Consider the following 19,118-nt stretch of genomic DNA (forward strand, 5'->3'; position numbering starts at 1 on the left):
GCGACGGACGCTCTGAGCATGCACCCCCACCAGCATGAGGTTCTCCGCCATGTTCCGATCCGTTATCTCAGACCACCTGACGCTCGTCCGCGGAATTGGCGTGGATCATGATCCGCTGCCGCCGGTCGGAGCGAAAAACGGTTGTCACTCGGCCAGATTTAGGGGATCTAGCCGTCAAACGACATGCCACTTGGGGAATGTAGGGTACATGCAGGATTTAGTCAGTTCATGAAGCGGCGGGTAGTTGTATGGCCGAGCGAGTCTTTGCGAGCGGGGGTCAAGAGACGCGAATTTGTTTCGGAATATTTTGACGGAGACCGGCTGGTCACCAAGAGAAATGTGTTTTTTGAGACGACGTCTGAGGGGGCTGGCGCTTCACTCCCTACAGCGGATTGGGCACTGCTAAGCGTTCTGTTTAACGCGATGCTGTACAAAAGAGATATCTTCATCAAGGCGCCAATATCGAGGCAGCTCGTTCACAACCTGGATGAGTTTCAAAGGGCCTTTAACATGTGGGCCCCACAGCTAACCGTAGTTGATATTCGTGCGGACCAAGAACTGGATATTGTACCAAAGCACTCAACCAATGAAGCGGTTATGACTTTTTCAGGCGGCGTGGATGCTAGCTTCGCCGCCTACAGGCAAATTTTCAAAAAGCCGGGGTATCGTCATAGAGACTTAAAAGTCGCGATCCTCGCTCATGGATTTGACTTTTCGCTGGGAAAACAGGAGCCATTCGACGTTGCTCGAGCGGCTGCAGAGCAGATGTTGGAAGGGACAGGGGTTGAAGTCGCCGTTGTTCGCACGAACGTAAGAACAATAATGAAGAATTGGGAACTCGCGCATGGCTTAGCGCTTGCTGCATGCTTGCACCTGTTTAGCCAACGATACCAACACGGCCTGATCGCGGGGGATGAGCCCTATACAAATCTGCAATTTCCTTGGGGTTCCACGCCCTTGACGAACCACCTTCTCTCGAACTCCAATTTTTCAATCGAGACAGACGGCTCGGCCTACACGAGAACTACCAAGGTGATGCACCTTTCAAGCTGGAAAGCCGCGGTTAATAATGTCCGTGTGTGTTGGGAGGGGCCAAAGACAGGGAGAAATTGCGGGAAATGTGAAAAGTGCATTCGTACAATTTTGAATTTTCGCGCTTGTGGGCTTAGCTTGCCGTCGGCTTTCCCTTGTGATGTAACCGACGAGCAGATCAGCCTCATCAAAGTAAGGAACAATATCCAGCGCGATTACCTTGAAGACATCTTACGTGTAGCTCGCGAGAGATATGGTGATGTCCGTTGGGTACAGCTCCTTAACGACGTGATCGTTAAATACAATGCTCGCGTTGGTTGAAGCTGAGGAGATGTCTAGACCCCATGATCGGGCCCTGAACTGACTGGGTTGGTGGCCTCTCCCGCAGCATTCTTCGTTCGAGGGTTGCGCCCGGTTGGCGGGCGCCAAGCCTCAAGAATGGGGGAGAGACCAGATGCAGAATAGCACGTTCATTGGACTTGATCCGTCCTGACGCTTCAGCATGTAGGCCATTGCCTCGCCGAGGTCCGACTTGCGCGAGAGGCGGGCGGCCTGCGCCTTCAGCCAGGTGAAGAATTCATCGACCAATGGTCGGGACATCTCCTGCCGGACAGCCCGGCGGTGGTCCGGGTCGGACCCACGAATTGCATCCCGAAGCTTGTAAAGTGCCGCGATGCGCAAGAGCGCCTCGTCGTAAGCATGCGCCGAGGGCCGTCTGGTGGGGATGCTGTCTTGCGGGTTACCGGCGTCCTTATGGACGCACACGAAGACACCCCCCGCATTCAGGTTTTGCCGGTTTCCGACATGGGGCGCCGTCGCCGTTGGACGGATGCCGAGAAGGTCCGGATTGTTGAGGAGAGCTACAGGCCAGGCATGACGCCGGCCGCGCTCCAAGCCCTGGCGTCCGCCGATCCCGATGGCTTGGAGGGCGCCGGGCGGCTGGTCTCGTCCAATCCGGCGCGGGCCCTGGGCCTCGCCGATCTCGGCGTGCTGCGGGCGGGCGAGCGGGCGGACCTGTTCGTGACGGATCGGGCGGGGCGCGCTGTCCTCACCCTCTCCGAAAGCGAGGTCATCCACCACATCGACACGCTCGACCTGAGCCTTGCGAGCCAGCCCGCGCGGGCGCCCTTTAAGAAAGTATCATGAACGGGTCCGTGAGCTGTTACGTCCAAAGCAGATGGTCGGTTCAAGGAATTCATTCGGATGAATCGCCATGAGCTCAGCCCTGATCCTCAGCTCGGTCTCGCGCCATTTCGCTGACACCCGCGCGGTCGATCAGGTGTCGCTGTCGATCACATCCCGATAGTTCGTCGGCGTGATCGGCCACTCCGGCGCCGGTAAGTCCACCCTGCTCTGCGTCGTCAACCGGCTCATCGCCCCCAGTTCGGGGTCGAGTCCGTTTGGCGAGACCGAGATCACGACGCTGATGGGCCGGGCGCTGCGGAATTGGCGGCGCGACTGCACGATGATCTTCCAGTAGTTCAACCTCGTCGACCGCCCGGGCGGACCAACGTCCAGATCGGTCGTCTCGGCTCCTCCTCCTGTGCGACGGCCTAAACGGCGACCCATGGCGGACTCATCCCGACGCTGAACACGCTCAAGCAGGACGGCAAGACTGGCTACTATTCGATCATAGTGGCCCGCTGCGACAGCGGCATCGACACCCTTGGACGACGCCCAGGGCTTGATCCACACCATCGCCGACCCCGATAGCACCTCGGCTATGCCGTGCTTTTCTTTCAACATGGTGGAGCGCGTCGGCCTGGTGCCCGAGGAGTTCTTCGGCACCGTCCCCTTGTCTGGCTCCCATGAGGCGACCCTCTCCTGCGTCTTCAACGGCACCTCCGACACCGCAGCGACCTATCAGGATAACGAGGCCAACGGCGTCTATCAGCGCATGGAAGACAAGAGCGCGATTGCCGCCGGCGAGATCTTCAAGATCTGCGACAGCGCCTAGATCACCTCTGGCCTCTGGACCTTCCGCGCGAACCTGCCGGCCGCGCTGATCGAGGACATCACCACCGCCATCAAGGCGTTTCCCGAGGCCGCCCCAGATGGCTTCAAGCTCAATTCCTCCTGGAGTGCCGAGGATCCGAACGCGGATCTGGGTGTCACCCGCGTCGACCATCAACGCCACGAGTGGATCATCAACATGGGCGCTTGGCTGCGCGACGAGCGCCGGGGCTGAGACGCCGGGCAGGGCGCGGGAGACACCCTCGTGCCCTGCTTGCCGCCCCAAGGGGGCCGACGTGACCGCTTTCGCTGATCCGTCCCTGTCCGAGGCGCCCCGCCCTCGGCCCGGATCGCTCGGTTCGAGGCCGATTTCGCCGACCGCTGCCGCCGCGCGCCTGGCTGATTGAGACGGGGCTGTTTGTGATCGTCTTCTATGTCACGGCCCTGCTTGGCGACTCCTTCAAGGTCACCCAAGTCACGATGCCGGACGGCGCGCGCGAATGCCGTTGGAGCATCTCGGCCGGCATTCCGCGCCTGACCGAATATGTCGAAAAGACGGTCCCCTTGACTCGGTGGGAGAGCTTCTTCGCCGATATCGCGGGCGTGGTTCTGGCGCTTCGACAAATGGATGCGCCTGCGGCTGAAGACGATCCTCATCGCCTTCATGGCGACGGTGCAGGGCGTGGTCGGCGGGTTCCTTCTGTCCTTCGCGTCGTCGCGGAGCCGCGTCGCGTTCAGCCTGCCCATCTTTCGCTTCGTCGGGGGCGTTGCCTTGCTGATCCTGTGAGGCGCCCTCGCGGGGCGCTTTGCCGGAGCGAAGCCCCGTGTCATCGCACTCGAACAAATCTCGGGCAAGGCGCACCCGAGCATCTTCGGTGAGCCGCGATGAAGACGACCAGCGCTCGACAGGAACCGACCCAAGGGCGGAGCGGCCCGAGCCCTCCCAGAACGCGGATCGGACCGTCCCGACAGCAGGTCGCGCATGACCCGCACGTTCCAAGGCGCGACCGTCTGCCTGCCGGACCAGATCGCCGAGATCGGCGGACCGGCGCAGGGGTCCGCGCAGGGGGAAATCGTCGACGCGAGCGGCCGCATCCTGGCCCCGGCCGTCATCGATCTCCATGGCGATGCGTTCGAGCGGCAGGTCATGCCGCGGCCGGGCACCTATTTCCCGCACGACGTCGCGGCGCTCGACACGGACCGGCAACTTGCGGCCAACGCCATCGCCACCGCATATCTCGCGATTACGCTCGGCTAGGAGGCGGGCCTGCGCGCGGCGTCGCGCGGGCGCGCCCTGATCGAAGCGATGCGGGCGCTGGCGCCGCGCTTCCTGGTGGAGAACCGCGTTCAGCGCCGCTGGGAAAGCATCGCCTATCCGGAAGCGGCGGAGACGATGGCCTGGGCGCTACAAGACCCGCTAACGCCGTGGATCGCCTTCAATGACCACACATCGCTGACGATGCGGGCCTTCGAACGCGGCCCAGACTTCACCGCCGCCGCGCTCGATTACGACCGGCTGCGGCAGCGCAGGGCGGGCCATGCCAAACGCTCCGGCCAGACCGAGGACGAATATCTCGCGCGCCTCCGAACCGTCTGGGACAGGCGCGCCGAGGTGCCGGAGCTCGTCGCGCGGGTCGCCGCCATGGGCAGGGCCCATGGGGCGCCGATGCTGAGCCATGACGACACGAGGGCCGAGACGCGCGCCTGATTCCGCGCCATCGGCGCCCAGACCGCCGAGTTCCCGATGGCCCTTGGAAGCCGACCAGGCCGCGCAGGAAGGGGGGCGACACGATCGTCTTAGGCGCGCCAAACGCGGCGCGCGGGGGCAGCCATATCGGCTCGCTCGCGGCGAGGGGCATGGTCGAGGCGGGGCTCTGCGATGCGTTGGCTTCGGATTACTTCTACCCCGCGATGCTGGCCGCCGTGGCGCGGCTGGATGCGGAGAAGCGGGCGGATCGGCTGGCCCTCTGGTCGCTGATTTCCTCTGGCATGTGCGCGGATTTGGTGCTGCTCGACTGGCCAAGGGGGCAGGGCCGGCGATCCTCTGCGCCTCGCTCCAGGGCCGCACGGCATTCTTGGGCCGACCGCCTGGATGATCGCCATCCCCGATTGGGCCTCCAGGCACACCGAACGATCCCGAGCCCAAGCGACAGACAGAGGCGCGCCGTGACGCTCGGTGCCCGACTGCCGTGTGATCGCCGCGCATCGTGCCTGGCCGATCTTGGCTGACGGCTGCGGCGGGCCGGATGGGCCTGCACGGCCCCCTTACCTCTGGCTCCGGAAAGAGGTGTTCCGTGTTCCGGACGATCCGTCGCGGTGGCTGGACCGCATTCAGATGCCCGCGCGTGTGGGGGAGGCGGAGAGTTGGAGGGTTATCGAGAATGGTCGGCACCTGCGCCGCCAGGGCCCTCGCGAGAGGATCGAGAGCAACCGATCGGGGTCGAGCGCCCGCGGCGTCGCTCCGCATCTAGGGCAGGAGCCCCGGGTGACTGGTGACAGCCCGAAGGGCTCCGGGCCGCCCGCGACGCCGGGCGTGGCAGGCTGAGACCCCGGCGATGTCGCTCCCTAGAAGCCCAGTATGCCGCCAGGCAAGCGGCAAGGGGGACGCTAAAGGCTTCTCCAAAGGGACGATGCGGCGACCCCGCTGTGCGGTCACGACCGAGGCAACGCCTCGCCAATCGCGAGCGAGGCGGGGCCGGGCCTCTCCGGGTCCGGATCAGACGGCCCCCGAGGGCCCCCCACCGTCAGTTGATCTTCGCCGCGGATAGGGCGATGGCCTGTTGATACACCGTCGCCGCGTTCCACTCGTTGAGCACGCGGAAATTGGGCGTCCCCTCCTGGAAGGGCTGTCCCGGCTGCCAGCCCTTTTGCCGCAGGAAGTTGGCGGTGGAGGCCATGGCATCGGCCATGTTGTAGAAATCGACCCGCCCGTCGCCATTCCCGTCGGCCCCATAGCGCATCGCGTTGCCCGGCAGGAACTGCGTATGCCCGAGCTCTCCGTGGGCGGCGCCCGACTGACTGGGTGACAGCATCCCCCGGTCCACCATCCGCAGCGCGGCCAGCGCGTGGGGCGTGAAGAACTCCGAGCGGCGGCAATCATAGGCCACCGTCAGGATCGACGAGACGACGTTCTCCGACCCCATGTTGCGGCCGAAGCCGGTCTCCATCCCGTGGATCGCCAGCAAGATGCCCGCGGGCACCCCATAGCGTTGCTCCAACGAATTGAAGAACGCCCGGTTCTGGTCCAGCCGCCGCGTCGCCTGCGCCGCGAACCCGTCGATGGACCCCAGGCGGATGCGGATGAAGTCGTCCAGCGCATAGCGGACGCCTTTCTGGTTGCGATCGGCGGCGATGGTGCGCCTAGCGTAGCTGGCGCCCGCCAGCGCCTGCAAGCCCGGCTGGCCGATCCCCGCCGCCGCGGCCTCTTGGGCGAATTGCTGCTTCCAGCGCTCCCATCCGCTGGCGTCGTTGCCGCATTGCGCGGCAAGCGCCGGCGTGGCCGCGAGGCCGAGGGCAAAGGCCAAGGATCTGAAAAGGGTCGGTCGCATGGCTGCGGTCTCCGGTCTGTATGACGGTCTGGTCTGTTGGCGATAGGGTAACAGACGGAGATGGCGCGGCAATCGTTATGCGATGACATCGCCCGCGAGGGCGTGGATGCGGTCGCAGTCGAGCGCTCGCGCCAGATGATCCGCCAAATCGTCCAGCGCCGCCTCGACCCCCGCGCCATAGCTCACCTCCCCTGGCGCCGCGCCCAGCCGCGCGAGCGCGGCGGCGCGGAAGGCATCTCCGGCAAAGAGCCCGTGCACGTAGCAGCCGCGCACCCGCCCGTCGGCGCTTTCGGCACCCACACGCACGCCGTTCCGCTCCAGCCAGCCGCGCGCGGTGTCGGGGCCGGTGGTCTCGCCCAGATGGATCTCATAGCCGGACACCTCGGCGCCCGACCCCAGATCCCGCGCCGTGACCCGCGCCAGATGCTTGCGCGGCCGCATCACCGTGTCGACCGCCAGATGCCCCAGCCCCGGCACGGTCCGGGCGGGCCCCTCCAATCCCTCCGGGTCCGCGATACTCCGTCCCAGCATCTGATAGCCGCCGCAGATCCCCAGCACATGCCCGCCCCGCCGGACATGGGCGGCGAGGTCGATATCCCATCCCTCCGCCCGGAACGCGTCCAGATCGGCGATGGTGGTCTTGGAGCCCGGGATCAGCACCAGGTCGCAGACGGGCAGGGGGCGGCCCGGCGCGACGATGTCGAGCGACACGCCCGGCTCCGCCGCAAGCGGGTCGAGATCGTCGAAATTGGCGATCCGGCCCAGCCGGGGCACGGCGATGCGGAAGCCCTCGGCTCTTGGCGTCGAGCGGATGTCGAGAATGTCTTCGGCCGGCAGGCGATGCGCGCCGTCGAACCAGGACACGATACCCAGGGGGGGCCAGCCCGTCCGGTCCGCGATCTGCCGCATGCCCTCGTCGAAAAGGGTCACGTCGCCTCGGAACTTGTTGACCAGGAACCCCACGATCCGCGCCGCGTCGCCAGGGTCCAGGACCGCCTGCGTGCCGACCAGCTGCGCGATGACGCCCCCGCGGTCGATATCCCCCGCGAGGATCACCGGCAGACCGGCCGCCTCGGCGAAGCCCATATTGGCGATGTCGCCGGCGCGCAGATTGATCTCGGCCGGGCTGCCGGCGCCCTCGACGATCACGAGGTCGGCATCCCGCGCCAGGCGCCGGAAACTCTCCAGACAGTCGCCCAGCAGCCGCGGCTTCAACGCCGCGTAGTCCCGCGCCCGCACGGTCGCCACCCGCTGTCCGCGCACCACCACCTGCGATCCCGTTTCCGACTCAGGCTTCAACAGAACCGGGTTCATGTCCACGCGCGGCGCCACCCCGCAGGCCATCGCCTGCAACGCCTGCGCCCGCCCGATCTCGCCCCCGTCTTCGGTGACGGCGGCGTTGTTCGACATGTTCTGCGGCTTGAAGGGCCGCACCCGCAGCCCCGCGCGCGCGAAGTGACGGCAGAGCCCCGCCACCAGCAGCGACTTGCCGACATTGGACCCCGCGCCCTGCATCATGATCGCTCGCGCCATCGCCGCACCTCCTGCGCCGTCTCTCCGGGGCGCGGCGACGCGCGTCAACCACCCCCGTCTTCTGGCCGGAAATACTCCGGGGGAGCGAAGCGGGGGCAGAGCCCCCTCCGCGCTCTCGACCGGATCCGGACTGGTGGACCAGGGCGCCGCGCGCCAGCGCCGCTCGGAGGGGGGCTCGATGCCCCCGTCCGAGCGTGCTCCCGGCCAGGCGCCGCGATGCCTAGCTGACCCGGGCGCCGCTGGGCACGAACACGCTCCGCCGATCGACTTTTCGATCTCGCCGCCTTCGGCCCGCCGCACCGGGAGGCGGACTTGCCCGGACCCTGGCCTCGGGCCAAGCGCCGCTGCGATGGTCCGTGGAGCCGCGCGGCTGCCGATCGCCGCGCGGCTCCCCTCGAAAATCGCCCGGGCCTATTTCTTGCGCGCCGCCGCCCGGGCGGCCTCGACCACCGGATCGCCGTGGAGATGGGGCATCGGCGGCACCGGAAACCCCGCCTCTTCCATCAGCCGGTTGGATCCGCCCTCGATCCGTTGCTCCAACACCGCCATGAAGGTCGCCCGGTCGAGACCGGGTGGGATCGGCTCCAGGAATTCCAGCACGCCCAGGCCGCGGCGGCGGGTCACCCCGCGCTTGGGCCAGAACAGGCCGACATTGGTGGCCACCGGATAGCAGGGCTGTCCGAGCTGTTCGTACATCGCAAAGGTGCCGATCTTGTAGGGCGCGCTCGTTCCGGGCGGGACGCGGGTGCCCTGAGGATAGATCAGCAACTGCCCGTCGGCGCGTTTGCCGGAGCGGATCTCGGCCAGCATCTTCCTGATCGCCTCGCCCCGTTTGCCGCGCTCCACCGGGATGCACCCGGCCCGCAACGCGTATTGGCCCAGCATCGGCGCGAAGCGCAGGATCGACTTCATGACGAAGAACGGCCGGGGCACCGCCGCCCAGAGCACCAGCACGTCGAGGAAGGACTGGTGCTTGGACGCCACGAGCGCACCGCTCTCGGGCGGCGTGCCCCGCACCTCGGTACGCAGGCCCGTCATCACCGCCAGCATCTTTACGGTCGAGCGGGCGTAGAAGCTCATCACCCGCCGGGTCGCGTCGGCGGAGACGGCGAGCGCCGGCAGCCCGGCGAGGCCGACGATGCCCATCCAGACATACATCAGCGCATTGAAGATCAGGGATCGGAGCATTTGCATCGTGGGACGATCCTATTCGAAACGTGCCAGCGCGCGAAGAGCCGCCCGGCGCGTGGCGAGGAAGGCCGCGAGGCCGGCGAAGAGGGGCACGAGGATCGGGGCAAGCCAGCCCGCCCCCGAAAACCCGAGATAGGTGAGAAAGCCGCCCGTCGCGGGCTCGGACGGCAGCAGGGTCACGGCGATCATCCCCAGCACCGTGCCGCCCGCCGCGCCGGCCAGCGCGCGCAGCGTGACGCGGCGCGTGAAGGCGCGGGCGACATAGAAATCCCGCGCGCCGATCAGGCGTAGGACGCGGATGACCTCGGCATTGGCCGCGAGCGCCGCTTGCGCGGCCAGGGACACGACCGCCCCCATCACCCCCGCGATCAGCACCAGCGCCAGCCAGCCCAGCATCCGCAGCCGGTCCGCCGCCGCGACCAGCGGCGCGCGCCAGTCGGTGTGGTCGTCCAGGACGGCGCCGGGCACCTCTCCGGCGAGCCTCAGGCGCAGGCCCTCCACGTCCAGATCCTCGCCGCCCACCAGGTCGATGAGCCGGGGCAGGGGCAGGCGGTCCAGCGGAAGGTCCGGGCCCAGCCAGGGCTCCAGCAGGGCGGCCTGTTCGGCGGGCGTTAGGGCGCGGGCCGAAGCCACGCCAGGCGTCTCGGCCAGGATGGCGAGCACCGCCGCCTGTTGCGCGTCGGCCTCGGCGGCGGGCGCGGCGAGTCGGATCGTCATGGACTGCGCCAGATCCTCGGCCCAGGCATCGGCCAACCGCCCCGTGGCCTGGGTCAGGGCCAGCGCGAAGACCGCGAGGAAGGCCATCGCCGCCGCGCTCAGCACCGTCAGCCAGACGGTATGCCCGGTGGGCGGCACGACCCGGTCCGAGGCGCGGTCGCCCAGGGCGAGTTCGGCCAGATCGGCGAGGCGCTGGCGCAGCGCGTCGAGGAGCGGGCGCAGTCGGGTCACAGCTCGGTTCCCGCCGCTTGCACCCGGCCATCCGCCAGCCGCAGCACCCGCGCCTGCACGAGCGGTTTCGCCGCCCGGATCAGGGCCAGGTCATGGGTGGCCAGCAGGACCGTCTTGCCCAGCCGGTTCAACTCGCCCAGCAGGGTCAGCAGGCGCTGGGACATCTCCCAGTCGACATTGCCGGTGGGCTCGTCCGCGATGATCACGTCCGGGTCCATGATGACGGCGCGGGCCAGGGCGGCACGCTGCCGCTCCCCGCCCGAAAGCGCCGGCGGATAGGCGGTCGCGCGGTGGCTCAGCCCGACCCAGCTCATCAGTTGCGACAGGCTCTCGGTTTCGCGGGCCGGGTCGCGCCCCGCGACCAGCAGGGGCAGGGCGAGGTTCTCTGCGAGGGTCAGGTGGTCCAGAAAGCGGCAATCCTGATGCACGACGCCGATCCGCTGGCGCACCAGGGCCAGCCCGTCGCGGCTGAGCATCCGGCTGTCCTTGCCGAAGAGAGCGACTTGGCCCTCGCTGGGCTTCAACTCCCCGTAGCAGAGCTTCAGCAGCGTCGTCTTGCCCGCGCCGGAGGGGCCGGTGAGGAAGTGGAACGACCCTGCAGGCAGCGACAGGTCGATGCCCGACAGCGCGCCGGCGCTGCCGCCATAGGAATACCCCGCTGCCCTCAGATCGATCACGATCGCCATTCCTTTCGCCGCACCGCCGCGTTCTGCCCGAAGCGGGAATCCGGTGCAATCCATGCATCCGGGTCCGGGCGGCCAGGCTCTTGGGCCGCGCGGGGTTGACAGCAGGTGGACGATCAGGCGCGGTATCCGCTACTCTTTCCTGGATAAAGCCCGAGATTCGCGTCGCCCTTATGCGCCTGACCTGCCCCAATTGCAGCGCCCAATACGACATCCCCGAGGAGATGATCCCTCCGGAGGGGCGCGAGGTGCAGTGCTCCGATTGCGCGACGGTCTGGATGCAGATGCGGCCCGGATCGGAAGCGCCGGCGCAGCCGGAGCCGGGACCGGCGGCGCCCTCGGCCCCACCCGCGCGCCGCGCCTTGGCCGATGAAGCAACCTTGGACATTCTCCGTCAGGAACGGGCGCATGAGGCGCGGGTGCGCGCGGCGGAACGTCGACGCTCCCGCCATGCGTCTTATCTGCGGCCCACGAGTCCGGCCGAAGCGGCTGTAATGACCGCGGAAGACGCCCCGCGAAGCGCCGCCGCGACCGAACGGGCGCGGGTGGCGGCGGCGGCGTCGGTTGCCCGGGCCCGCACCGTGACCGAAGAGGCGCCCGCCGAAGCCCCCGAGGACGATGACGATCGCGCGCCGGTGCCGGTCGTGGAAGACGACGTCAGCGCGGCCATCGCCCGCACCCTGCGGGAGATGGCGAGCGCGCCATCCGAGGCGGGGCAGGCGGACCAGCCAGCGACGCCGAAGCGTCAGAGCGAAGGGGAGCGGCGTCAGGCCCGCCGCGATCTTCTGCCTGATATCGAGGAGATCAATTCCTCCTTGCGGCCCGACGCGCGGGCGCTGGAGACGGCCGAACCCGACGACTCCGAGCCTGTGGGAGAGATCCCCGCGACCCGCCCCGGCGAAGGCAAGTCCGGCTTCAGCCTCGGCTTCACGGCGATCATGATCCTCGTGGGCATCGCGGTGGCGATCTATCTCTTCGCGACTCCATTGGGCGAGGCGGTGCCTCAACTCGACGCGCCTCTGTCGAGCTATGTTGCGACGGTCGATTCCGGCCGTATCGCCCTCGAACAGCGGGTCGACGCTCTGGCGGCGCGCATTCTCCCGGAACAATAGCCCGGGCCGGACCGGTCAGAACCGGTCCAGCAGGCGCCGCAGGTAGTCCAGCTCGATTTCGGGGCGTTCGCGCTCGCCGGAGCGGCGGCGGATCTCGTCGAGCAGCTCGCGCGCACGGCGGGCGGCTTCGGCGCCGCCGAGCATCTGTTCCTCCGTGCCCAGCTGCCCGCCCTCGCCGGAGCGGCGGCCCAGCGGGTCGCGGCGGAAGCCCTGGCCCTCTTCCTGACCGGCCTGGCCCTGCTGCATCTGCTGGCCGTCGGGCCGCGCATCGGCCAGGGCACGCCCCAGCTCCTGCATGCCGTCGCGCAGGGCGTCCATGGCCTGGGCCTGATCGTCGAGCGCGCCGCCCAGATTGCCGTCCGCGAGATCGCGCTCCGCCTCGCGCATAGCGCGCTCGGCCCGTCCCAGCGCATCGCGGGCCGCATCCCCGGCCTCGGTGCCTTGACCCGGCAGGTTGTTCCGCAGGTTCTCGACGCCACGGCGGAGCTGTTCCTGCCGTTCGGCCAGGCTGCGTGCCGCACCCCGGTCGCCGTCGCCCAAGCCCTCCTGCGCATCTCCGCCCTGGCCATCCGCCTGTTCCTGGCCTTGCTGGCTCTGGCCTTGCTGCTGGCCGTTCTGCTGTCCCTGGCCCTGGTTCTGGCCCTGCTGCTGACCCTGCTGACCCTGCTGGCCTTGCTGACCTGGGTTGAATTGCTCCTGGAGGTCGCGGAACGCCTCGTCGGACAGCTCCTGCTGCTCGCGGAGCTGTTCGCGCAGCTCTTCCATAGCCTGCTCACCCTGGCCCGGCTGCCCCTGGCCGCCCTGGCCCGGTTGGCCCTGGGTGACCTGCATGTTCTCCATCATCTCTTGCAGCTGGCGCAGAAGCTCCTGCGCTTCGGCGATGCGGCCTTGCGCCATCAATTCCTCGATGCGCTGCATCATCTGGTCCAGCATGTCCGGCGTGATTTCCTGGGACTGGCCATTGCCGGCCTGTTGCTGCTGTTGGCCCTGCTGCCCTTGCTCGGCCAGCTGCCGGGTGTAGTCGTCCATCGCGCGGCGCATTTCCTCGGTCAGGCGCGCGATCTCGTCGGGGGAGGCGCCCTGGCGGATCGCCTCGGACAGGCGGTCCTGGGCTTGGCGCAGCCGCTCCAGCGCGCTGTCGAGGGAGTTCTCTTCCAGCCGGATCGCCGCCTGCCAGAGCAGTTCCGCCACCTCGTCGCGCGCCTCAGGGGTCAGCGGGCCTTCGTCCAGCCGGCGGATCGCCATGCGGACCAGCAGATAGGCGGACGGATTGTCGAAGATGTCGTCGGCCTTGTAGGTGACGGCCCGCAGGATGCGGGCGACGCGGCTGCGGTTCTCGCGCGACCAGAACAGGTCGCGCCGCTGCTCCACCAGGGCGGCGGCGACGGTGTCGTAGAAGGCGCGGCCGGGCAGGATGAAGGTCTCGACCGTCCGGCCCGTCTGTGCGGCGGCGTCGGTCGCCTCCAGCGTGGCCGTGACCGGCATGCCGGCCAGCGGATGTTCGGTGATGTCGGCGCGGAAGAAATCGGCGATCTGCCCCCGGTTTCCCGAGATGGGCAGCGCCATGTCGAGGGTCAGCGGTTCCATCGGCTCGGGCTCGATCGCGAGGCCATGTCGGCGCTCGGCTCCGTCGGGGTTCAGCGCGAAGGTCACCTGCGCCGCGACGATCCCGTAATCGTCGGTCGCGGCCCAAGGCATCACGACCATGTCGGGATGCTCGAAATCCGGCTCGCCGTTCAGAGCGATACTGGGCGCGGTGTCGGGCGTGGCGGTCAGCGTCCAGAGCGGCGAGACCTGCGCGCCGCCTTCGGAGATCGACAGCGTGCCGGATTGCGTGACGGTGAAATCCTGGATCGGCGCGGATGGGTCGGTCACCTCGCGGCCGGACACGGTCTCGGTCACGGCGAGGGCGCCGACTTCGCCATAGAGCCGCAGGGTCACACGGGTGCCTTCGGGCACCTCCACGGCACCGGGCTCGATCTCGGCAAGGCTGAGCGTGGGCAGGCCGGTATGGCGCGGCGGCTCCAGCCAGCCTTCCCAGATCGGGCCGGAAGCGAGGGCCGGGCCGCCCGGGCCGGGCAGCAACGGCGCCTCGGGCGCGCGCAAAACGGTGCCGAAAAGCACCCCGATCGCGGCCAGCATCAAGGCCATGTAGCGCAGGGCATAGGGGTCGCGGCGGGACACGCGCAGGTCGGGGGCCACGGGTCGCGCCCCGGCGAGCCGGGCGGCCATGCGGCGGCGATGCGCCTGCCAGACCGCTTCGGAGGCGGCGTCGCCCGCGCCGACGGCCTGATGGTCATCCAGCGTCGCCAGAGGGCGGCCGGGCATGGTCGCGTCCAGGCGGTCGCGGGCGTCTTGCGCGGTGGGAGCGCGAAAGGACCGGACCCCGATCCCCAGCGTCACCAGCAGCACCGCGCCCATCGCGATCAGCAAACTGCCCGACCAGAGCGGCGGCACCACCTCCAGCGACCAGATGGCCAGCAGGACGAACGCCACCGTCCAGGCCGGCCAGAAGGCCCGGGTGATCCGCTCGGCCCAGAGACCGGCGCGAGTGAGCGTCAGTTTGCGCCGCAGCGCGGGGTCGGTCTGGTGATCGGTCACGCCTGTCTCCCTGCCGTCACCCCTTTTAGCTAGGGCGTGTTCAACCATTCGGGAATGGTATCGCGGGAAATCATCTCTTCAAAGCTGGGCCGGGCGCGGATCACGGCCATGTCATCGCCGCTCACCAGCACTTCCGGGACGAGGGGCCGGGAGTTGTATTCGCTGGCCATGACGGCGCCGTAAGCCCCGGCGGAGCGGAACGCGATCAGGTCGCCCGCCCCCAGCGGCACCATGTCGCGCCCCTTGGCGAAGGTGTCGCCGCTCTCGCAGACGGGGCCGACGATGTCATAGGGCCGCCGCACGCTGCCGGGCGCGGGCTCCCGCACCGGCTCGATATCGTGATGGGCGCCATACATCGCGGGGCGGATCAGGTCGTTCATCGCCGCGTCCACGATCAGGAAGTCGCGGCCCTCGCCCTCTTTGACGAAGATGGTGCGCGTGAGCAGGATGCCGGCGTTGCCCGCGATCAGCCGGCCCGGCTCGATCTCGATCTCGCAGCCCAGATGGCCGACCTCGTCGCGGATGACCTGCCCGTAATCCATCGGCACCGGCGGGGCGAGGTTGGAGCGGGCATAGGGAATGCCGAGACCTCCGCCCAGGTCCAGCCGCTCGATGGCGTGGCCATCGGCGCGGAGCGCCTCGGTCAGGTCGGCGACCTTGCGGTAGGCGAGGCGGAACGGCTCCAGATCGACCAGTTGCGAGCCGATATGCACGTCGATTCCGACGACGCGCAGGCCGGGCAAGGCGGCGATCTCGCGATAGACCTCGCGGGCCTTGGCGATGGGAATGCCGAACTTGTTCTCGGATTTGCCGGTGGAGATCTTCTCGTGGGTCTTGGCGTCCACGTCCGGATTCACGCGCACGGTGACCGGCACCTCGACGCCCATCTCGGCGGCGATGCGGGAGAGTTGGCGCATCTCCGGCTCGCTCTCCAGGTTGATCTGGCGCACGCCGTCCGCAAGCACGTGGCGCATCTCGGCTTCGGTCTTGCCCACGCCGGAGAACACGATCCGCTCGCCTGGGACGCCCGCCGCCCGGGCGCGGCGATACTCGCCCTCGCTGACCACGTCCATGCCCGCGCCCGCATCGCCCAGCAGCTTGAGGATGGCCACATTGGAGGCGGCCTTGACCGCGTAGCAGACCAGATGCGGCCCCCAGGCCAGCGCCTCGTCGAACAGCCGGTAATGGCGCAGCAGCGTCGCCGCCGAATAGACATAGACCGGCGTGCCGACCTGCGCGGCGATCTCGGTCAGGGGGACGTCCTCGGCGTGGAGTATGCCGTCGCGATACAGGAAATGGTCCATCAGGCGCGCCTCAGCAGAAGATAGAGCGGCAGGCCCAGCGACACGCCGATCATGTAGGTTGCGGGGATGGCCAGCAGGCCGAGCCAGTTGCGGGTGCGCACCGTCTCCCAGACGATCCAGATCGTCAGCGTGACCGCCGCGACCGTCAGATCCCAGACGAGGCCCGACGCCGCGTCGTTGACATGCCAAGCGTCGAGCATGGCGCCCAGATCCCAGTCATTCGCCGAGAGCCAGGGCAGGAAGTAGCGGAACGGCAGGACCACGCCCAAGACGCAGAGCACGATCATCACGATGCGGAACGGGGTCATTCTGGCGCCTCTCGACTGGTCCGGCCCCGCTTATCTGAGCCCGCGCCCCGGGGGAACCCGGGGACGGGACCGCGCGCGGCCTCGGGGGCGGCGTTTCCCGTGTAACTGCGTCGCTTCCGGCGTTGCGGCCCAGGCATGGTCGCGTAACGTCGCGGGGGACGGATGGGAGAATGGAATGAGAGAGATACGGGCAGCAGTCTGCCGCAGCTTCGGCGCGCCCCTGGAAATCGAGACCCTGCGCCTGGCCGATCCCGGCCCAGGAGAAGTGCAGGTCGATATCGAGGCCGTGGCGATCTGTCACTCCGACATCACCTATGCCGATGGCGGCTTTGGCGGCGATCTGCCGGCGGTCTACGGCCATGAGGCGGTGGGCCGGGTGGCGGCGCTGGGCGAGGGCGTGACCGGGCTGGGGGTCGGCTCGCGCGTGCTGGTGACGCTGATCCGCGCCTGCGGCGACTGTCCCGCCTGCGCGGGCGGGCGCGCGACCCAATGCGCCACGCCCGGGGCCACGGCGCCGCTGACCACGCGCGAGGGCGACACCGTGCTGGCGGCGATGAATTGCGGCGCCTTCGCCGAGGCGGTGACGGTCGATGCCAGCCAGCTGGCGCCGCTTGGCGACGAGATCGCGCCAGAGGCGGCCTGCATCCTCTCCTGCGGCGTGGTGACGGGGCTGGGCGCGGCGGTGAACACGGCCAAGGTGCGCCCCGGCGACTGGTGCGTCGTGATCGGCGCAGGCGGCGTGGGGCTGAACACCATCCAGGGCGCACGGCTGGCGGGGGCGGCGCGGATCGTCGCGGTCGATGTCAGCGAAGAAAAGCTCGACTCGGCGCGCGCGTTCGGCGCGACGGACGGGGTTCTCGCTGGCGAGGATGGACATAGCGCGATGATGCGGATCGGGCGGCTCGCCGACCACGTCTTCGTCACCGTCGGCGCCAAGCCGGTGATCGACCGGGCGCTCGACTGGTGCGCGCCGCACGGCACGGCCTATCTGGTCGGCATGCCCCATGTCGGCACGGTCGGGCATTTCGATCCGGTGAACGCTGCCTATTATGGCCAGGGCCTGCGCGGCACGCGGATGGGAGACGTCGTGCTGCGCCGCGACGTGCCATGGCTTCTGGACCTGCACGCGCAGGGGCGGCTGAAGTTGGAAGAGCTGGTCTCGGGCACCTATCCCCTGGAGGCGATCAACGAGGCGATGGCGGCGACCCGCGCGGGGCAGGGACGGCGCAACGTCGTGGTGATGGCGTGAGGCTGGCCGATCTGGAGATCTTCGTCGTCGCGCCGCCCGCGCCGGGCTGGGGCGGGCGCTATTGGATCCTGCCCAAGCTGACGACGGCTTGCGGGATCGTCGGCTATGGCGAGTGCTACGCCTCGGCCGTTGGTCCCGAGGCGATGCGCGCCGTCATCGCCGATGTTTTCGCCCGCCACATGGAGGGCGAAAACCCGGAGAATATCGAGCTGATGGCCCGCCGGGTCTGGGGCTCGGGCTTCACCGGGCGGCCCGATCCGACCGTCTGGGGCGCCTTCGCGGGGCTGGAAATCGCCTGCTGGGACATCCTCGGCAAAGCGCGGGACCGGCCTGTCTGGGCGCTTTTGGGCGGGCGGGTGAACGACCGGCTGCGCGCCTATACCTATCTCTATCCGGAGGGGGGCGCAGGCGATGAATTCTGGACATCCCCCGAGATGCAGGCCCAGATCGCCGCCCGGCGCGCGGCCGAGGGGTGGACGGCGCTGAAATTCGACCCGGCCGGTCCGTATACCATCTTCGGCGGCCACCAGCCGGGGCGGCGGGACATCGCGCTCTCCGTCGCCATGTGCGCCGCGATCCGCGAGGCGGTGGGCGACCGGGCCGATCTCCTTTTCGGCACCCATGGGCAATTCACCCCCTCCGGCGCGATCCGGCTGGGCCGCGCGCTGGAGCCCTTCGACCCGCTTTGGTTCGAGGAGCCGGTGCCGCCCGACGACCCCCATGCCATCGCGGAGGTGGCGCGCGCCGTCCGCATCCCCGTGGCGACAGGCGAACGCCTCTGCGGCGTCTCCGAGTTCGCGCAGCTTCTGAGGCTCGGCGGCGCGTCGATCTGCCAGCCCGCGCTCGGGCGGCTGGGCGGCCTCTGGGAGGGGCGCAAGCTGGCCGCGCTGGCACAGACCTTCGGCGCGCAGATGGCGCCTCATCTCTATTGCGGGCCGGTCGAGTTCGCGGCCTCGGTCGCACTGGGCGCGGCGATCCCGAACCTGCTGCTGGTCGAGGCGATCGAGTCGCCCTTCCACCACGCGCTGGCCTCGGGGCCGCGGGTCGAGGGCGGCTTCGTCACGCCGTCCGACGCGCCGGGGCTGGGGATCTCCTTCGACGAGGATCTGGCGCGGGCGCATGCCTATACGGGTGATCGGCTGCATCTGGAGATGTCGCAGGCGCCCTGCGACTACGCACGGGGCAACGCCTTCACGGGCGGGGCGTCCGACTGAGCGAGATGGGTGGCGCGGAAGCCCTGCGGGTACTTCAACCCGTAGCCGGCCGTTCGGTCGATGCCGATATGCGTGCCCCAGATGTAGGCGAGGGCGAGGGCCAGGTCGATCTGCGACCAGAGCCCGATCGCCGCGAGGAGGACCGGGCCGAGATAAGTATGCGCGGCGTTGTAGAGGCGGGCGCCGGGGCCCGGACCACCTAGATAGCCGATCATGGCGACGTCCGGCAGCAGCAGGCAGGCAGCGAAGAGCCACCAGGGCGCGTCGGAGGTCGCATAGATCGCGACGGAGAGGGCGGCGACCGCCGCGCCCTCCAGCCGGAGGAGACGCGCGGGGGTGCCGGTGACGGCGGGACTGCTGTGCATGGGGAAGCTCCTGCGAGGTGGGTCGCCCCCGATATCTCCGCCAGCGCGCCTGGAAGGAATTGTTCATCTTGCGCTAT

The 19,118-nt window shown here is 68.6% G+C and carries 19 protein-coding genes and 2 pseudogenes; 10 read left to right on the top strand and 11 right to left on the bottom strand.

Features of this window, described 5'->3' with window-relative positions:
- The first annotated feature begins 228 nt into the window (after positions 1 to 228).
- Positions 229 to 1,353 carry a hypothetical protein gene (locus DTQ71_RS23175; RefSeq protein ID WP_146204852.1) on the top strand — a complete coding sequence of 375 codons (1,125 nt, stop codon included), beginning with the start codon at positions 229 to 231 and terminating at the stop codon, positions 1,351 to 1,353.
- A 162-nt stretch (positions 1,354 to 1,515) separates the two neighbouring features.
- Here the strand turns inward: DTQ71_RS23175 and DTQ71_RS12385 are convergent.
- Positions 1,516 to 1,728, bottom strand: a pseudogene (locus tag DTQ71_RS12385) (IS66 family transposase); the annotation flags it as partial.
- 177 nt (positions 1,729 to 1,905) lie between these two features.
- Between DTQ71_RS12385 and DTQ71_RS23495 the strand changes: the two are divergent.
- Entirely contained in the window at positions 1,906 to 2,178 is a 273-nt protein-coding gene (locus DTQ71_RS23495; RefSeq protein WP_170125415.1) for an amidohydrolase family protein, read from the top strand.
- 129 nt (positions 2,179 to 2,307) lie between these two features.
- Here DTQ71_RS23495 and DTQ71_RS24910 read toward each other — a convergent pair whose 3' ends face one another.
- Positions 2,308 to 2,517: a hypothetical protein gene (locus DTQ71_RS24910; RefSeq protein WP_425452102.1), complete on the bottom strand. Its 210-nt coding sequence runs from the start codon at positions 2,515 to 2,517 to the stop codon at positions 2,308 to 2,310.
- Between the two features lie 181 nt (positions 2,518 to 2,698).
- Here DTQ71_RS24910 and DTQ71_RS12400 point away from each other — a divergent pair, with 181 nt between their 5' ends.
- The 4 genes from DTQ71_RS12400 (at position 2,699) to DTQ71_RS24315 (ending at position 4,693) form a co-directional block, all read left to right on the top strand.
- Entirely contained in the window at positions 2,699 to 2,989 is a 291-nt protein-coding gene (locus DTQ71_RS12400) for a PhnD/SsuA/transferrin family substrate-binding protein (RefSeq protein WP_109564611.1), read from the top strand.
- A gap of 624 nt (positions 2,990 to 3,613) precedes the next feature.
- Positions 3,614 to 3,772, top strand: coding sequence for a hypothetical protein (locus DTQ71_RS23500; protein WP_170125420.1), 159 nt, complete (start codon positions 3,614 to 3,616; stop codon positions 3,770 to 3,772).
- A gap of 195 nt (positions 3,773 to 3,967) precedes the next feature.
- Positions 3,968 to 4,243, top strand: a complete 276-nt coding sequence (locus tag DTQ71_RS24310; RefSeq protein WP_245947479.1) for an amidohydrolase family protein — start codon at positions 3,968 to 3,970, stop codon at positions 4,241 to 4,243.
- Between the two features lie 48 nt (positions 4,244 to 4,291).
- Complete coding sequence (locus DTQ71_RS24315; RefSeq protein WP_245947481.1) at positions 4,292 to 4,693, top strand: amidohydrolase family protein; 402 nt, start codon at positions 4,292 to 4,294, stop codon at positions 4,691 to 4,693.
- A 1,036-nt stretch (positions 4,694 to 5,729) separates the two neighbouring features.
- On the opposite strand, the gene DTQ71_RS12410 is transcribed toward DTQ71_RS24315, so the two are convergent.
- The 5 genes from DTQ71_RS12410 to DTQ71_RS12430 form a co-directional block, all read right to left on the bottom strand.
- A complete protein-coding gene (locus DTQ71_RS12410) occupies positions 5,730 to 6,533 on the bottom strand; it encodes a lytic murein transglycosylase (protein ID WP_109564612.1) in 804 nt (267 codons plus the stop codon).
- Between the two features lie 75 nt (positions 6,534 to 6,608).
- Complete coding sequence (locus DTQ71_RS12415) at positions 6,609 to 8,066, bottom strand: cobyric acid synthase (protein ID WP_109564613.1); 1,458 nt, start codon at positions 8,064 to 8,066, stop codon at positions 6,609 to 6,611.
- Positions 8,067 to 8,477: 411 nt separating this feature from the next.
- On the bottom strand, positions 8,478 to 9,254 hold the full coding sequence (locus DTQ71_RS12420) for a lysophospholipid acyltransferase family protein (protein WP_342768126.1): 777 nt from the start codon (positions 9,252 to 9,254) through the stop codon (positions 8,478 to 8,480).
- Positions 9,255 to 9,272: 18 nt separating this feature from the next.
- Positions 9,273 to 10,196 carry a cell division protein FtsX gene (locus DTQ71_RS12425; RefSeq protein WP_245947510.1) on the bottom strand — a complete coding sequence of 308 codons (924 nt, stop codon included), beginning with the start codon at positions 10,194 to 10,196 and terminating at the stop codon, positions 9,273 to 9,275.
- 5 nt (positions 10,197 to 10,201) lie between these two features.
- The gene (locus DTQ71_RS12430; RefSeq protein WP_109564815.1) at positions 10,202 to 10,882 is read right to left on the bottom strand and encodes a cell division ATP-binding protein FtsE; all 681 of its coding nucleotides are present in this window, start codon (positions 10,880 to 10,882) and stop codon (positions 10,202 to 10,204) included.
- A 179-nt stretch (positions 10,883 to 11,061) separates the two neighbouring features.
- On the opposite strand from DTQ71_RS12430, the pseudogene DTQ71_RS24915 reads away from it, so the two are divergent.
- Positions 11,062 to 11,160: pseudogene (locus DTQ71_RS24915) on the top strand (zinc-ribbon domain-containing protein); the annotation flags it as partial.
- Positions 11,161 to 11,382: 222 nt separating this feature from the next.
- Complete coding sequence (locus tag DTQ71_RS12435) at positions 11,383 to 12,000, top strand: hypothetical protein (protein WP_245947482.1); 618 nt, start codon at positions 11,383 to 11,385, stop codon at positions 11,998 to 12,000.
- A 15-nt stretch (positions 12,001 to 12,015) separates the two neighbouring features.
- On the opposite strand, the gene DTQ71_RS12440 is transcribed toward DTQ71_RS12435, so the two are convergent.
- The 3 genes from DTQ71_RS12440 to DTQ71_RS12450 are packed head-to-tail and all read right to left on the bottom strand — an operon-like array spanning position 12,016 to position 16,213.
- On the bottom strand, positions 12,016 to 14,601 hold the full coding sequence (locus DTQ71_RS12440) for a DUF4175 domain-containing protein (protein ID WP_245947484.1): 2,586 nt from the start codon (positions 14,599 to 14,601) through the stop codon (positions 12,016 to 12,018).
- Positions 14,602 to 14,630: 29 nt separating this feature from the next.
- On the bottom strand, positions 14,631 to 15,905 hold the full coding sequence (gene lysA / locus DTQ71_RS12445) for a diaminopimelate decarboxylase (RefSeq protein ID WP_109564617.1): 1,275 nt from the start codon (positions 15,903 to 15,905) through the stop codon (positions 14,631 to 14,633).
- The gene (locus DTQ71_RS12450) at positions 15,905 to 16,213 is read right to left on the bottom strand and encodes a DUF2834 domain-containing protein (protein WP_109564618.1); all 309 of its coding nucleotides are present in this window, start codon (positions 16,211 to 16,213) and stop codon (positions 15,905 to 15,907) included. Before DTQ71_RS12450 ends, lysA begins: the two co-directional genes overlap by 1 nt.
- A gap of 175 nt (positions 16,214 to 16,388) precedes the next feature.
- On the opposite strand from DTQ71_RS12450, the gene DTQ71_RS12455 reads away from it, so the two are divergent.
- Positions 16,389 to 17,462, top strand: a complete 1,074-nt coding sequence (locus DTQ71_RS12455) for an alcohol dehydrogenase catalytic domain-containing protein (protein WP_109564619.1) — start codon at positions 16,389 to 16,391, stop codon at positions 17,460 to 17,462.
- A complete protein-coding gene (locus tag DTQ71_RS12460; protein ID WP_109564620.1) occupies positions 17,459 to 18,676 on the top strand; it encodes a mandelate racemase/muconate lactonizing enzyme family protein in 1,218 nt (405 codons plus the stop codon). The genes DTQ71_RS12455 and DTQ71_RS12460 overlap by 4 nt, the downstream gene beginning before the upstream one ends.
- On the opposite strand, the gene DTQ71_RS12465 is transcribed toward DTQ71_RS12460, so the two are convergent.
- Positions 18,634 to 19,041 carry a DUF4260 domain-containing protein gene (locus DTQ71_RS12465; RefSeq protein WP_109564621.1) on the bottom strand — a complete coding sequence of 136 codons (408 nt, stop codon included), beginning with the start codon at positions 19,039 to 19,041 and terminating at the stop codon, positions 18,634 to 18,636. The genes DTQ71_RS12460 and DTQ71_RS12465 overlap by 43 nt on opposite strands.
- Positions 19,042 to 19,118 lie beyond the last annotated feature (77 nt).

This window comes from Jannaschia seohaensis, assembly GCF_900116765.1.
GTDB lineage: Bacteria > Pseudomonadota > Alphaproteobacteria > Rhodobacterales > Rhodobacteraceae > Jannaschia > Jannaschia seohaensis.